The sequence below is a fragment of the Nonomuraea sp. NPDC051298 genome, from assembly GCF_055586305.1.
Genome location: NZ_JBVJIM010000043.1, coordinates 1 through 14,990 on the forward strand (window position 1 = coordinate 1; position 14,990 = coordinate 14,990).

General features: G+C 63.2%; 12 protein-coding genes and 1 pseudogene. 4 read left to right on the plus strand and 9 right to left on the minus strand.

What is annotated here, in order from left to right; genetic code table 11:
* The 3 genes from ACZ6S0_RS50820 to ACZ6S0_RS50830 form a co-directional block, all read left to right on the plus strand.
* On the plus strand, positions 1-534 hold a 534-nt coding region (locus ACZ6S0_RS50820), incomplete at its 5' end, for a replication initiator (protein ID WP_465928006.1).
* On the plus strand, positions 531-722 hold the full coding sequence (locus tag ACZ6S0_RS50825; protein ID WP_449912740.1) for a helix-turn-helix transcriptional regulator: 192 nt from the start codon (positions 531-533) through the stop codon (positions 720-722). The genes ACZ6S0_RS50820 and ACZ6S0_RS50825, both read left to right, overlap by 4 nt.
* Positions 719-2,083, plus strand: coding sequence for a tyrosine-type recombinase/integrase (locus ACZ6S0_RS50830; protein WP_465928009.1), 1,365 nt, complete (start codon positions 719-721; stop codon positions 2,081-2,083). Before ACZ6S0_RS50825 ends, ACZ6S0_RS50830 begins: the two co-directional genes overlap by 4 nt.
* Before the next feature lie 146 nt (positions 2,084-2,229).
* On the opposite strand, the gene ACZ6S0_RS50835 is transcribed toward ACZ6S0_RS50830, so the two are convergent.
* From ACZ6S0_RS50835 to ACZ6S0_RS50850, 4 genes and pseudogenes are all read right to left on the minus strand, one after another.
* Entirely contained in the window at positions 2,230-2,586 is a 357-nt protein-coding gene (locus ACZ6S0_RS50835; protein WP_465928011.1) for a hypothetical protein, read from the minus strand.
* 301 nt (positions 2,587-2,887) lie between these two features.
* A pseudogene (locus ACZ6S0_RS50840) lies at positions 2,888-3,031 on the minus strand (PfkB family carbohydrate kinase); the annotation flags it as partial.
* A 2-nt stretch (positions 3,032-3,033) separates the two neighbouring features.
* A complete protein-coding gene (locus tag ACZ6S0_RS50845) occupies positions 3,034-4,902 on the minus strand; it encodes a DNA/RNA helicase domain-containing protein (protein WP_465928013.1) in 1,869 nt (622 codons plus the stop codon).
* Positions 4,903-5,104: 202 nt separating this feature from the next.
* Complete coding sequence (locus ACZ6S0_RS50850) at positions 5,105-6,979, minus strand: DUF2075 domain-containing protein (RefSeq protein ID WP_465928015.1); 1,875 nt, start codon at positions 6,977-6,979, stop codon at positions 5,105-5,107.
* A 470-nt stretch (positions 6,980-7,449) separates the two neighbouring features.
* Between ACZ6S0_RS50850 and ACZ6S0_RS50855 the strand changes: the two genes are divergently transcribed.
* Positions 7,450-8,244, plus strand: coding sequence for a hypothetical protein (locus ACZ6S0_RS50855; protein WP_465928017.1), 795 nt, complete (start codon positions 7,450-7,452; stop codon positions 8,242-8,244).
* Between the two features lie 150 nt (positions 8,245-8,394).
* On the opposite strand, the gene ACZ6S0_RS50860 is transcribed toward ACZ6S0_RS50855, so the two are convergent.
* The 5 genes from ACZ6S0_RS50860 to ACZ6S0_RS50880 form a co-directional block, all read right to left on the minus strand.
* Positions 8,395-9,456: a hypothetical protein gene (locus tag ACZ6S0_RS50860; RefSeq protein WP_465928019.1), complete on the minus strand. Its 1,062-nt coding sequence runs from the start codon at positions 9,454-9,456 to the stop codon at positions 8,395-8,397.
* Positions 9,457-9,749: 293 nt separating this feature from the next.
* Positions 9,750-10,076 (minus strand): hypothetical protein, encoded by a 327-nt coding sequence (locus ACZ6S0_RS50865; RefSeq protein ID WP_465928021.1) that lies wholly within the window; start codon positions 10,074-10,076, stop codon positions 9,750-9,752.
* Positions 10,069-11,622 (minus strand): ADP-ribosyltransferase, encoded by a 1,554-nt coding sequence (locus ACZ6S0_RS50870; protein WP_465928023.1) that lies wholly within the window; start codon positions 11,620-11,622, stop codon positions 10,069-10,071. Before ACZ6S0_RS50870 ends, ACZ6S0_RS50865 begins: the two co-directional genes overlap by 8 nt.
* A 2-nt stretch (positions 11,623-11,624) precedes the next feature.
* On the minus strand, positions 11,625-11,864 hold the full coding sequence (locus ACZ6S0_RS50875) for a hypothetical protein (protein ID WP_366310034.1): 240 nt from the start codon (positions 11,862-11,864) through the stop codon (positions 11,625-11,627).
* Between the two features lie 623 nt (positions 11,865-12,487).
* Entirely contained in the window at positions 12,488-14,161 is a 1,674-nt protein-coding gene (locus ACZ6S0_RS50880) for an HAD-IA family hydrolase (RefSeq protein WP_465928025.1), read from the minus strand.
* Positions 14,162-14,990 lie beyond the last annotated feature (829 nt).

Sequence of the window (14,990 nt, forward strand, 5' to 3'; positions counted from 1 at the left end):
TGCTGCCATTTCTCACCAACATTTCTGCGCCTGTTGATCGCCAACCGCTGTCCAAACTCACCAACAAACGATGTCGCTACTGACCGACGAAATCACATCGCCAAGTACGCCACCAAGGCGGCTGAATGCGTCGGCACCCTCGATCGCCGCATCAACCCGCTCGACAATCTGGAGGCGTTCAACCTCCGCGACCACGCTCGCCGCCTCATCACCACCTGCATGCGCCTCGGCAGTCTCGACGAACTGGCCGAACTCCGGCTGATGGACTGGGCCCACATGCTCGGCTTCCGCGGCCACTTCTCCACTCGGTCCCGCCGCTACTCCACCACGCTCGGCGAACTCCGAGCAGCCCGTGAGCGCTTCGTGCACACCGAAGAGGTCACCCACGGGCGCTTGCCACTCTTCGACGAAGACACGATCTTGGTGATCTCCGAATGGGAGTACGCAGGCAAGGGCTATTCAGCCGGAGATCAACTTCTGGCCGCTGCTCTCACGCGGACTCGGCTCCCGAACCTCGGCGGTGGTGCCAGATGAGTCGCCGCGACGAACTGCTGACGGTTCCCGAGGTACTGGCGGAGCTGGGTGGTGTCTCCCGCCGCACCTTCTATCGGTGGCGCGAGCTCGGCCGCGCACCGATCTGCGTCCAACTCCCCAACCTCGAACTCCGCGTCTGGCGGAGCGACCTCATGACCTGGCTCGACTCTCGACGGGAGGCCGCGTGAACACCACCTACGACGTGAAGTTCAGCCAGATCCAGCAGCGCTCCAACCGCGGCATACCGGTGTACGTCGCCCGCTGGAGGGTCGCTGGCAAGGAGAGGTCCAAGAGCTTCCGGACCAAGGGGCTGGCCAGTGCCTTCATGTCCGACCTTCGGCAGGCGGCCAAAGCGGGGCAGGAGTTCGACGTTGCCACCGGTCTTCCGGTGTCGATGCTGGAGCCCGAATCTTCCGGGCCGTCGTTCCTGGAGTTCGCTCAGGCGTACGTTCTCCGCCGTTGGAGCATGTCCGCGGCTCGGACCCGAGAGACGGACGCGTACGCGCTCCTGTCGCTGATCCCGGCGTTGGTGGCAGACGCGCCGCGCCGTCCCTCGGCCGGGGAACTGCGGGAGGTTCTCCGAGTTCACGCGCTGCTGCCGGACAAGCGGCGGGCCAATCTGACCTCGGCGCAAACTGCAGTCCTGAGCTGGCTGGAAAGGGCGTCGCTCCCGCTGTCAGCCTTGGGCGAGGCAAACGTCCTCCGTGCGGCGCTCGCCTCTATCTCTGTTACCTTCGCTGGCGCACCCGCGGGGGCCAACACAGTGCGGCGCAAGCGCGCCATACTGCATCACCTGCTGGAGCACGCAGTAGAGGAGAAGGTCTTCAGCAGTAACCCGCTGGACGAGATCAAGTGGACAGTGCCCAAGGCCGTGACGGCCGTCGATCCACGCGCGGTGGTCAACCCTGCCCAAGCGAAGCAGCTCCTCGACGCTATTCCCAAGGTCGGACGCAAGCGCGGCCCCCGGCTCAAGGCATTGTTCGCCTGCATCTACTACGCCGCGCTCAGGCCCGAAGAGGCGGCCGACCTCCGGCAGAGGAACTGCACCCTGCCGGCATCAGGCTGGGGCTTGATCGTCCTGGAGAAGGCCCGCCCCCAGGGCACGAAACGCTGGACCAACTCCGGCGAAACCCACGAGTCCCGCAGTCTGAAGCACCGCGCGGACAAGGAGACGCGAGACATTCCCATCCCGCCCGTCCTGGTCGCCATGCTGCGTGAGCACATCGCGACGTACGGCACCGCCAGCGACGGCAGGATTTTCACCACGGGAACGGGCGGCACCTACTCCAGCTCGGCGCACTCCTACGTCCGGCAGGAAGCCCGCAGACTCGCGCTCACTCCGGCACAGATCGCATCGTCGCTCGCTGCTCGACCGTACGACCTCCGCCACGCGGCGGTCTCACTCTGGCTGAACGCGGGCGTCCCGGCCGTCGAAGTCGCCAAGCGCGCCGGGCACAGCGTGGACGTCCTGCTCAGGGTCTACGCCAAGTGCATGGACGGTCAGCAAGAGCAGATCAACGGCAAGATCAACGACGCCCTGGACGAGTAGTCCAAGTTCATCCATCTTCGGCCCCGGTCTTCCGGGGCCATTTCACGTCGCGCTGCTCGACATGCCGCGTCGCTCCACTCTGTGGACGGCACGCTGCGTCACCCTGACATGAACGAGCAGTGAGAAGGGAGGCCCATGCACAATGATCACGACCACTCTGCCTCGTCATCCAGCCCGCTGCGGCGACCACCGTACGGTCTGCCGATCCGCCCCCGGGCCAGGCTCGAAGACTCGGATTCCTTCGGCTGGCGAAGATACTCGGCGCCGGCTCCACCGCAGAGATCTTCTCGGTGGAGTTGGGAGCGCGTAGCCAAACCGGTGCTCGTCGCCAGCGTCTTGGTCTTCGCTGCCTGGTCGAGCATCTGGAGTCCGCTCAGCTCATCCGGCGTGGGTACTGTCCCGAGATCCACACCGCTGTCCGGTGTAGTTGGGCAGCCGCTCCCCGTCGCCTCGACGCCGACCCCTTCGGCGACAGTCAGCCCACGCCTTTCGGTGAAGTCCAACCCGAGTCCTAAGCAGCCGAAGCCCAAGACGATCCCATCGTCCAGGAGGCATGACCAAGCAGGTATCCATCCCATGCCGTCCCAGCGTGACCACAGCGGCGTGGAACCGTGACCAATGAGAACCGCGACACCTCCCAGCCGTCCACCAGCGGCCAGGCGTGTTGACCCGAAGAGCGACACCAGGAAACGAACAGAGTCGTTGATCGGCGCGAAATGCGACGAGCTCTTCTCGCCTTCCCGTCCTGAGTTCCGCATCCGCAACCGGGCGTGCCACCTCTTGTACGGATGAAGACCTCACCTGCACGTGATCGACGTCTACGCCAGCCGCGGTCAGCGCCTTCGTCATGCTCTGGCCGGCGGTATCCGATCCCACGTAGCCCACCATGTACACGCGGGCGCCCGCCTTGCTCAGCGCAGTCGAACCCCTGACGCTGAGGAGGGGGATGCTTAAGCGCTCGCTGGCCGCATCAAGTTGGCGAGGTGATCGCGCAGCTCAGGGTTCACAGCGTAGATCACCGTACCTCGCATACCTCGCGTCAGCAGAACCTTGTAAACGTTGCGCACAAGCTGGTCGAAGTCGTTATCGGGGACAGACTTGCGGCTCCTGAAGGCGGGGTCTCGGTTCTCGTCCCGCACGGTGGCCAGTTGCCCGTCACGGACGGTCAGGTCAGGCCCGAGGATGACGCCGTTCCAGTCGTACTCGAACCCTTGGGCGGTGTAGACGCATCCGACCTGCCCGAATCCGTTCGGTTCGCTGGCCCACAGCATGCTGGGCGGGTAGTCGCCGACGGCGCGGTCCTTCTTGACGTTCCATGGTCGTGTCCAGTCGCCGATGACGACGTCGTTGACGAGGGTGTCATCGGGGCGTGGGTCGCTCCATGGCCAGCAGTAGCCGGCGGTCATGCGGGCGGTGCCAGGCTTGGTGCCAAGGAACGCCTCGAGCTCTTGTGGCGAGTCAGCGAGCTGGACCTCGAAGTCCTCATCTCCGTCCCACTCCATCGGTTCCCCGTCCGCCAGGCCGAGCAGATGAAGCACCCACTGCTCGTACTTCCGGCTGCCGCCGCAGCGGAACTGCTCGTCCAAGGACACGAACCGCAGGTCGTAGCCCTTGGAACGGGCGTAGTGCTCGATGCCCGCCACGGTGCCGAGTTCGCCGGGCCGTACCACCTGATGCTGGTCGAGGAGGAAGACTGGGACCCGTGCCGCGGACAGCAGCTCGTCGAGCTGGCTGCGTCCGGTCCTTCTGGCCGCTGGGGTGAAGCGGTTGGTGGACGTTTCGCGGATGCGATGAGCTTCGTCGCAGATCAGGACGTCCATGCCGTTCTGTTCGGCGTCGGTGAAGCTGTTGAAGTACATGAAGAGGTTCTTGATCCGAGTGCTGCCGCGACCGGGGTAACGGCGCATGGTCTGGGTGAAGGACTGCGAGCCGGTGGCGTGTAGGGCCGACCGGCCCTGCCGGTACAGCTCGCCGAGGAGCGACAGGGCGATGACGCTCTTGCCGCTGCCGGGGCCGCCGGTGACGATGACGACCTGCTTGAAGTCCGCCCGCCGTGCCTTGTCGACGGCTCCCATGACCAGTTCGTACGCGACCTGCTGCTCGTCCAACAACGTGAACTGCTCGCGCTCGCGGATCTCTTTTGAGGCGTAGGCCATGAGCTGCTTGCTGGGAGCGACTGCACTGGCCAGGAGTCGGTCCGCGGCGTCGGCGCCTGGCTTGTCGGACAGCCGCTCGCTCAGGTACCGGAGGAACTCGCCGCGCCGTTGCTTGGTGAACAGGCGGCTGCGTTCGTCGCGGACCTGGTCCGCCAGGCCATCGATGTCCAGGTCCATGGCGTTGTGCAGGTACGCGGCTCCGTACACGGCGTCCGGCTTGCCGTTGAGCACCCCGAGGAAGTCGGACATGTACTCGCAGTACCGGCGCACCTGCTCAGTTGGATGCAGCGCCTCGCCGCCCGGCATGCCGTCCACGATGACCAGATGCTCGCCTGACTCGGACGGCTCTGCACGGCTCCACTGCTTGAGCTCAATGACGACGTACGAGTCCTCGCCGGTCCGTGGATGTACGCCGGCGAGGACTACGTCGGCCCGTCGGCTGGTCAGTGGAAGTTTGTACTCCACGAGCATCTCGACCCTGTGCAACCCGGCGTCAGCTAGGTCGCGAGCGAGCACGGGCAAGCTGCGCTGCCAGGACCTGACCTCGGCAGGGGAGGAGCGGCGTCCGGTGGCCACGCGCACGTGTTCGGCGATGGCTTCCGCCAGAGCGGCCTCGTTGGGCGAGGTGAGCAGGTTGTCGACAGACAGCCGCAGAGCCGTCACGGATTGACCCCCAGGCAGCACGAATGAACTCGTGCGGGTGGGGGCCTATCCGCTCCGACCGGAGTCGTACAACCGCGAAAGCCCGTCGGGCCGCACCACATGGTCGCGAAAAGCGTAGCGGGGACGCGTCGGCTGCGGAACCGTACGGCATCGGCCCCGCGAGAGGCACGCGTTTTACTGGTGGAATTGGAGCTGGCGGAGATCACTCTTCGAGGACCGGGACGCCGAGATCGATCAGCAACTGGTTGGTGGCGGGATCGGTCGCGTACAGGACCGCACCGCGCATGCCGCGGGTGGCCAGAACCCGGTAGGTGTTGCGGATCACCGTGCTGAACTGCGGAGCTTGGTACTGGTCGCGATCCACGTTGTGGTGGCGCTCGCTCAGCCAGCGGTTTCGCCACACCAGGTCGGGGCCGATGATGACGCCGGCGTAGTCGTACTCGAAGCCTTGGGCGCTGTAGACGCAGCCGATCTGGCCGAACCCGGCTGGATCGGTGGCCCACAGCGACGAGGGTGGAATGGTTCCGAGGTAGTCGGGGGCTTGTGAGTTCCACGGGCGCCGCCAGTCACCGATGATCACATCATCCGGTAGGGTCCCGTCGGCGTTCGGCTGGCTCCATGGCCAGCAGAAGCCTGCGGCGATCCGGGCTGTGTCCTCTTCAGCGACTCGGGCCTTGAGGTAGTTCTCCATCGCCAGAGGAGTACGGGCGACATACAGGGTGAAGTTCTCCAGTGGCTGCCAGTCCGGTCGCCCGTTGCCGCGGCGGAGCATGAGCAACCGTTCGACCCAGTCGACGTACTCTGGAGAGCCGGCACATCGAAACTGGTGACGTAGGTTGATCTCGCGGATCCCATAGCCGAGTTGTTCGGCCCTGTCGCGAATGAGCTCAAGCGATCCCACTTCACCGCGGCGTACGACTTGGTGCTCGTCCAGGAGGAACACCGGAACGCGAGCGGCGTGGATCAGCTCGTCGATCTGCGGCGGTGGCTCACGCAGATCTCTCTCGTTCTTGCGGTTCCGCGAGGTCTTCCGGATACGGTGCGCCTCATCAGCGATGATCACGTCGAGGTCATTGGGGGTGGCATCCGAGAAGGAGTTGAAGTAGGTGAAGAGACCTCGCTGATTACCAGGCAGACCTGCGTACTTCCACAGTGTCCGCGTGAAGGATCTGCTGCCGGTCGCGTGGACGGCGTTGACCTTCTGCCGGGCCAGTGTGCCGAGCAGTTCGACGGCGATCACACTCTTGCCAGTGCCGGGGCCGCCGAGGATGACGACGATTTCCTTGCGGCCACCTTGCTTGCTCATACTCACCAGGTGGCGGACGTAGTCGTAGGCTTCGCGCTGCTCGTCCAGCAGCGGGAAGACAGTGCGGTCGCGCACGCACGTGGCCACGCGCGTCATCAGGCCCTGGCCGGGCTTGACCGATGCCTGCAGCAACATCTCGGCCAGCTGTGCGGCGTTCCTGCCAGACAACCGCCGGCGAAGCACGTCCTTGAACTCCTCGCGGTGCTCCCCCGCGCCGTACATCGCCACCCACTCCTGCACCAGCTCCTCCAGGCCCTGAACCTTCGGCCTCACGGCTTGGACCATGTGGACGGGCGCGTTGTGCAGGTTGACGACGCCACATAACTTCTCATCCAGCATCATGGGCACGTAGCCGCGTAACACCTGCAGATAGCCCCATAACTGGTTGGCCGGATGCAGTTGAGGCGTCCCGTCGCTGCTGAGCCGCACCATCTTTTCGTCCGGCCTCAACCAGGACCACTGCTTGTTCTCCACGACCACGACCGATCCGAGATCCGTCCCGGGGAAGGTGCCGACGAGAACCATGTCCATGCGTACGTCGGTGATGGGAGCCTTCAACTCCAGCAACACCTGCACGTCTTCGAGGCATGCCTCGACCAGCAGATGGATGACGGTGGGGATGCTGTTGTTCCAGGAACGGACTTCCCGCTCATCCGGATCTTGCCAATGGGCGTCCTGGAAGCGTTTCTTCAGCTCGTCGATGAAGTCGTCGCGAGCGATTGCTTCAGCTAACTCGCCGGCACTGCCCTGGTAGAGGCACTGCAACCCCACGGAAGCACTCCTTCGAACCGACGCCGACGAGGAGCCGGCAAACGCGGACAGGGAAGAGCGGGGGAAGCGCGAGTGGTATGTCAACCGTGCTGCTGACCGACACATCGAAGTCGGAGCGCTGAGTTCACTGTCCTCACCGCCAGGACTCGGCTGCCCTCGTAGACGGATCGCCTTTTCGGGCGTCCTGTCGGATTATCGCCTATTTGAGAGCTTTCGCTTGGTGTAGTTACTCCAATCGGGTCGGCTGCGGCCCGGAGTGCACGAACAACCCCTATGACGCACTTCTAGCGTAATTGTCGGTCCTGTGCGCAAAGATCGGGCTAAATGGGCATCACTACCTCGCCAGTTGACTTGCGGTGCTTTGCGAAGTGCTCACCACTGCCGACCCTGACTTCCATAGACAGGAGCCAGGCCCGCATGCCACAGGTCGTCATCCAGCCCTCGTACGGCAATAAGCAGGCGCAGCAGCATTGGCGCGACACACTGGATTCGTCCGGGGAATCGGCGAGGTTGGGTGCAGCTTCCGCAACAGCGCCTTCGCCGACACCATGTGGGATCCCTATCCCGATCGGGGCTCCTGGCGGAACGTCTACAGCCTGCTCAGCTTCCAGCCCACCGAGATTTCCTACGCCGAGATTTGGGACCTGCCGGGCTTCAACCCGGGCGACAACTTCATGGGCATGCGCTTCCTTGATGAGGAGAAGAGGGCTTCGATCATTGAGGGCCTCGGGATCGAGACCTTAACCTCCCTTACGGAAGCAGCCCGCCAAGAGCAGCAGGTCACGGCAACCCTTACTGACCCCGGCACGCTGGTCATCGATCCAGAGGCCGTCAACGTCACGCACACCAGCTACAGCCGCTCAGCCGGTACTACATTGGTCCACCGTGCCGAATCTCTGCTGGTCCAGCACTACCGAGCGACGTTGAACGGCACCGAGACCAGGCGTATTCGTACTCCTGCCGGCATCACGCACCTGTACGTCGTCACCGGCGACCGGGTCGAGATCATTGAGGCCAAGCGATCCGCCAGTCACGCCTTCGTCCGCCAAGCTCTCGGACAGCTTCTCGATTACGCCCCGCACAGCGCGATACAGGCAACGCTACTGACCGCCCTGTTCCTGAGCCGACCAGCCGAGGCCGACATTCGGCTGCTCCACCGGTACGGCATCGACTGCGTTAACCAGAGCGGCGGTGATGCGTTCCTTCGTCTGCCGGCTCCAACATCCCGACGTGACCACATGATGCAGATTTGGGCGAGCCTCTGATCTTGGTGTGGCTACCACATGGAGCTCAGTCAGGAACCTCACGTACGGTCCGGCTTTCCCTACCGTGGCGAGCAGGGCCGTACGGACGCACTCGTCAGGAGGCGGCGGCCATCATGACAGTCTGGGCTGAAGGAACTCCGGAACGTCGTCCTACGTCGTGGATAGCTGCTCAAGAAGCTTCGCGATGTCGTCCCATTTGGCCACGGCGTCATGCGCCGGGAAGAACGGGTAAGCCGGCGTCAGCTTCTTGTCCGTGAGCGTCCGCAGGGTGGCCAGACACGCCTCGGCGAGTTCCGCGCGTCCTCGGCTGCGGAGCGGGTCGAGGTTGAAGCAGAGCGCCCTGTCCTTCGGATACAAGTGGGCGATGCGCAGGTTGTTCTGGCCCGAGACGATGACGCCGCTGGTGGAGTTCGTCAGTTGCCGTCCCTCCTGCGCACCCCACAGTTCCAGGAGGGTCCACAGTTCACGGACGTCTTCGTCTGCCTTCTCGCGAAGCTCGCTCGGGCGTGGCCGGTGCACAGAGGACTTGGCTGAGGCGGCTGCCGTGCGTCCGTACACGACCGGGGCAAGGGTCCGCCACCCGTGGTCCTCGGCGACATACTGTTTGACCTCAACTGCGAGGACCTCTGCGGGATTCATCTGCTCGTTGAGGAACTCCACGATGCGGCGGAGGTCATCGGGGACGGCGTCGGCGACGAACACCATCCGGATCTTGCCTGCTCGCAGGTTGTCGCCGACCTTGGCGAAGAAGGCCTCCCCGGTGACTGTGTCGTCCCCGCAGAGCTGGGCGACCATCTCGTGAGGATCGCGCCCCGAGTCGTGCTGGGTCTGCTCGAACAGCGCCTGCAGGTTGTGCACGGGCCAGTAAAGGACGCCGTTGGCGGCGTAGTCGAGCATCTGGCCGATGACCTCGCGGCGGATGCGGCTGTCGCTGGCGCGCTTGACCTCGACCAAGGTGGGGATGCCGTCCTGGTCGACGAAGAGGTGATCGAGGCTCCAGCGCCCGCCACCTCCGTCGCGGTCCGGGACGCCGGCATCCCTCCGGATCAGCAGCCAGCGACGGGGATCGCCGGGTGTCATCTGCCCGCCCCCCAGGAGATCTGGGTGAGTAGCGAGTAATCCTTGGAGCACGTCCTCGGCTTCGTAGGGCGTTACATGCATCGCGAGAAGGCGGCCGGATTCGTCGATATGGAACATGCCGTCGCTGTTCATACACATCCTCCAGCCGATGGGTCCGTTAGGGCGCGATCGGAGCCTTGATGGCCAGGTACACATCAAGATGACATCCGACTGGCCGATGAGACTACGGTTCTGAGTAACTGGTCAGGAGGCCAGCGGCAAGACTGGCAGAACGGCGTTTTGGGAAGTAATCACCTCGGCTCAGGGGTTGGGTAGGCGATCGGTGCTTGCCGAGGCTTCGGACCGCAAGAACAGTGGACCTCCGCGATCTGTGGTGAAGGCGATGCTCATCAGCGGCCTTACGGTTTCGAGGCGGTCAGCGTGGGTTATGCATCACGGCGCAATTCGAAGTCCGGTGCGTACAGGGCGGGGTCTAGAACCTCGCTGGCGGGGATTCCCGCCTTGTAAGCCTTGGCGAGGATCCGATCCATGCGTCCCCCCACGTACCCCATGTCCGGCTCAGGGTCGTCAATGAGGGTGAACCCCGCGGCCTGACGATCGTCGGTCCACACTTCTCCGAGCAGCCGTCCACGCAGGTCGTACACTGCGGCCTGCCGTACCGGGCCCGTGGCCTTGTAATCGTAGGAGTCGTTCTCCGAGGCGAACCGGGCGGTGGCATCGTGGAAACGGGGAAGGTTCGGGGTGTCAGTCATCGAAAGGTCCTTTCCACCCGAGATCGGCATCCATGGACGGTTGGGCGTCCCAGTCTGGTGGCTTGGTCCAGCCATCTGGTACGACGTCTGCTTCCATGTACCACTGGCCGTCCTTACGGTACACGCCGCGTACGATGTAGGACGTGCCGCGGCGCAGGAGGATCTCGCGTTCGGCGGACAGCCCGGTAATGGGGTACATGTTGAGCGCTTCGTGCCCCTTGGGGACTCGTAACATCACGCGGACGTCCCCCTCGAATCCGGCTCGCCGGCCCGCGCTGGTGCTCAGATATCCCGGTTCGCTGATGACGCGCCCTCGCAGTTGCTGCATTTCTCGGGCCGAGTTGATGTCGACCCCCAGCGACTCCAAGAGCTTGCTGCCCACTCCTCTGTGCAGGACCACGTCGGATGGCAGATGAGATTTGGCGATCGCCCGGTCCATGGCGGCGATGTCGTCGGCTATTTCGGGAGACCAGACCACGTTCGGGTCGGCGTCCTTTACCCGCAGGGCGGGATTGATGTCCATATAGCCGGGGCCGCCGTAGAATCGCAATGCGCGCAGTTCCTCCTTGGTCAGGTCCGGGAGCGGCAGGTTGTCCCGCGCCCATGCGCGTCCATCGGCGTTGCTGGTGTGCCGTAGGGCGTCATCCAAAGGATCGGCAGCCGTCGGGTTCTTCGAAGTGGCGGTGGGGCCGTTCCCGCTGCTCGTGTCCGGGCGTGCGGCCGGGCCCGGCTCACCGAGGTTGCCGGCTGGTCGGCCACCGTCGTGGAGCGAGGGGTTGGCGTCGCTGAGTCTGCTGAGTGCGCGGGTGTCCGACGGTTCGGGGCGGATCACGCTCTTGGCGGCCCTGCCCAGTGCTCCTACGGCGCGGCTGGTGGCCGAGGCTCCGCTGCTGGTGCCAGCTGTGGTGACGGCCGCCACGATGTCCGGGATGAGGCGGCCGAACGCCCGATCAGGATTGGAGACCCAGGTGTCCCAGTCCAGCGCCGCCTTGGCGAACTCGCCGGGGTTCTGGATGGCGGCGGCGAGGGAGCGGCCCAGGTCGTTGAGGCTGCGTTGCCAGCCCATGAAGTCGACGACTGCCCGGGTGGGGGAGTAGTCGATGACCATCTTGCCGAGCCCGGTGACGCTTTCCACGGCGCCTTTGACGTTCTCCGTCAGCGGGTCGCCGGAGTTCAGGTTCGGGTCGAAGGTGGCTTGGAGGTGCTGGCCGACGCGGTCCCAGAAGCCGCCTGCCGTGGGCAGGACCGCTCCGGGGGCGAGCATGGAGTCGTCGACGGAGATTGGCGGCTTGCCCGCCCCGAAGAGTTCCGGCCGGGCCAGTTCCATGCGCTCCAGGAGGAGCAGCCGCTTATTGATCTCAGGGCCTTGGGTTCCGGCCCACGCCGCCGTCTGGCGGATCGTGTCGGCTGAGGCGGTCGACAGCCAGGCCCCGCGCAGGATGTTCCACAGTTCCTCGCCGATGGCGTCCAGCGAGACTTCGGCCTGGCGCAGTGCGCCCTTGAGGCTGCGGACGCCGTCGGGGACCATGCCCTCCAGCTGGCCCATGGCTAGCCCGGGCTGTCCGCCGGTGTACGGGCTAACAGTGCCCGGAGTTCGTCCACCGCGGTGGCGCACGCCCTGTTGAGGGCTTGGCGCTGGCCGGTCATTTCATCGGCGAAGCGTTGTGCGGCCGGGCCGGTCCAGATGTTCTGGGCCATGAGTCCGGCCACGCGATCGAGGGCAGGTCTGGCTTGATCGGTGAGTTGCTCGACACGGCGTAAGGCCGCTTCTACTTGCTCCCGGGTCATGGGGACTCCTTCGGGCGCGTGGACCTAAGCTCGGGGTCCGAGATGTAGGCCATTGGACTGCGCGCGATTTGCCACAGCAACCGATTCGCCCGGATTGGTCTGAAGCGTCAGGTGGGACGACGCGAGCTATAGACAACGTCCCCCGGGGCGGGCCGCAAGGTATACAGCCGCAGTGAGCTGGGGAAACGCTGTCAAGATCATCTCGCATGTATCCCGTGATCAAGGACCTACGGCTGCTTTCGGCGACCTAACAAGGGCCTAGAAAGCAAAAGACCTACGGCCGCGAAACCGCAGGTCAGAGGCTGAAATGCCTGGTGAAGAAGAGTGCCCCCGGCAGGATTCGAACCTGCGGCACCCGCTTTAGGAGTCCAGCGATCTTCAAGGTGCTGTGCTGGCGCTCACCTGCGGATACGAGCGCCTAGTCCAAGCTTCGACTCTAGTTCGGGAAGGCATTGGGAATGATCACGGTGTTGCTGAACCGCCTCACGCGACGCCAACGCCCGGTCGGAGCCGTCTCCTGGTGAGGCCGGTAGTGCTTCCCCAGCGACCGCATGCCTTCACATGCCCCGCGCTACATTTAGCTGCGTGGGCACTAGGCTGCGCCGACATTTGTCGGATTCGACTCACGTGCGAGGCGCGCTTAGGCGGAGAGCAAGCTCCAATGAGATTTCCATGGGACTCTCCAGCAGTATATCGCTGGGGGAACGCTTCAATTCCTCCTCGGAACTGAAGCCCCAGAGTACTCCAACGCTCTTGACTCCTGCTTTCCGTGCTGCTTTCATGTCCGATGGTGTATCGCCTACAAAGAATGCCTGATTTCGGGATACATGCATATGTGCGAGGGCATGTCTAATCCCGACATCTTTCTTACCTCCTGTGTCGTTGTAGCACAAGAACACGTCAAAGAGTTCTCTTATCTCGCGTGGAACCATTCGGGTAATTCGTCGCCGGGGTTGCGCGGTTACTGCGCCGATGCGTATGCCGCTAGCTTTGAGCTCTCTGAGACGTTGTACTACCTCATGAAACACCCGTATCTCCACAAGTGAATCCTGCAGTGCGGAGTCGTAATCAGCTTGATAGGCGGCTCGTGGGTTAGGTACCCCTAGCTTTGCTAGAATTCCTTCTGGGCTTCCTATCGGGTTGACCTTGGCAGGGTCTACCTTGCGGCCAAGGTGTCGAGATGCTACGGAAGCAAGGGCGGCTGCAGTGGCGGCGCGCGAATCTATGATAACGCCGTCGATGTCGAATAGGGCAGCGATCGAGCCAGGTGTGCTCTCATGTGGTTGAGAACCAGACTGCGAAGCGCCGTATAACTGCTCATCCTGGCCAATGTTCGTCTTTGGGGCGGGCTGAGAACTAGCGCTGATCTCAAACAAGGCTGTGGCTGTTGCGGCTCCCTGCTTTGATGCGTACAGGGTCTTCTCGACGACCTCTAGTACCTCGTCGAACCATCTGATTACATGTGCTCCTCGTGCGACCAGCTTTCTTGCCCAGTCGGCGTCCGGAGCTTCGAGATTTTTTGAAAGCAGGAAAACGGGACGACCGTGTTTAAAGGAGAAGTCGGCTTGAATGATAGACCCGCACCCTGGCTTGCCTTCAATGATGACTGTGCCAAGTGCTAGAGTGCACATTACTTCATTGCGAGCGGGAAAAGTCCAGCGCTGAGGGCCCACGCCTGTGGAAAATTGGGAGATAATTCCGCCATGCGAGGGTATGGCTGCATATAGATCCGCGTTTTCGCGGGGGTACGAATAGTCGAGGCCATGGCCAACGACTGCGTATGTATTCCCGGGAGGAGATTGCAGAGCGCCGTGATGGCTAGCTGCATCAATGCCCCGGGCAAGTCCACTGATAACCGTGATGTCGTGCTCCACGCACTTTCTTGCAAACCTGTGCGCTGACTCTAGGCCCACTTCTGTGGGATCTACCCGTCCCACAAGTGCAAGAGCGCGATTGCTCAGAGCGGTGAGATCGCCTTTGTGAAAGAGAACGGGAGGTCGACCATCCCATCGTCTCAGGTTGGAAGGGTAGTCCTCTTCATCCCATAGCTTATAGGTGCCGCCGAGTTCGTATGTGCGCTCGATGCTACTCGTGTATTTTTTGATGTCAGCACCCTCTAGGTGCGTACGCACGCGTGGCGCGGTGTCGTCGGAGGCGAGAAGACTCTCAAGGATATTCTGCGCGTGGCCATGTCTTGCGAGCAGATCTAGGAGTCGGCGAGGGCCGATGCTCGGGGTGTCTAGCAGTAGGAGGAGGAGAGTTGCCTCGTAGTCACGATCTCTGAGCACAGATAACACACCTCTCCTTGCTGTAGGACCTGGATAACGCCCTCTGTGTAAGTACGTGTCCAGTGCCCCAGTCGTCGCGTAGTTGACGCCCAATCGTGAAGCTCACGACGCTTCGGGGCGCCGGCTTGTCGCAAGCGAGCAGCCGCGCTGAAGGCCGTTGCTCCCGAGGTCCACGTATCGTCCAACAGGAGGATGTTGCGGCCTCGTACTGCGGCTTCAGATGCTACTTCATAGTAGCTTGAGTCTATCTCGCCTCGGGACGGCCTGCCTGGTTTTGCCTTATGAAGGACGTGCGTAGTCCATTCAATTGGCCAGGAGGTAACAGCCTTCAGAATGACTTCCATGTGATTGAAGTCACGATTGGCATTGCTGCTTGGCATGACGACGCCCAGTTGTGAAGATCCATGAACCCGCTCTATGCAGGGCAGGTGGGCGTGTAGGAAGTCAGTGGCCAAGGAGGCAAGTGGACAGGCCATCCACCGATAGCGGACGGATGGCGTAAAGTCCTTATAGCGGTGCAGAACGGATTCCATCCCGCTGTTGATCGAATAGGCCACAGGCACCACCGCATCGAGAGTGCGTCGGCCTCTATTGCAGTTCTGGCAGAAATCCCAGTGCGTGCCGTCGCTGCGCTCTCCTACCGCTCCATGGCATAACTGGCAAGTAGAGTCGTCGATCGGGACGATGGAGGGTGCCACGCCCTCACGGTCTGTCCACTGGATCCAGTCTGCAACGGTTTTAGGCCAGGAAGGCCCGACAGGTTGCGTGAAGTCGCGGTAGCCCATTGGTGAGTAACCTTCTGCAAATCGGGGGGTATTTGTGACGCTATCGGCACAGT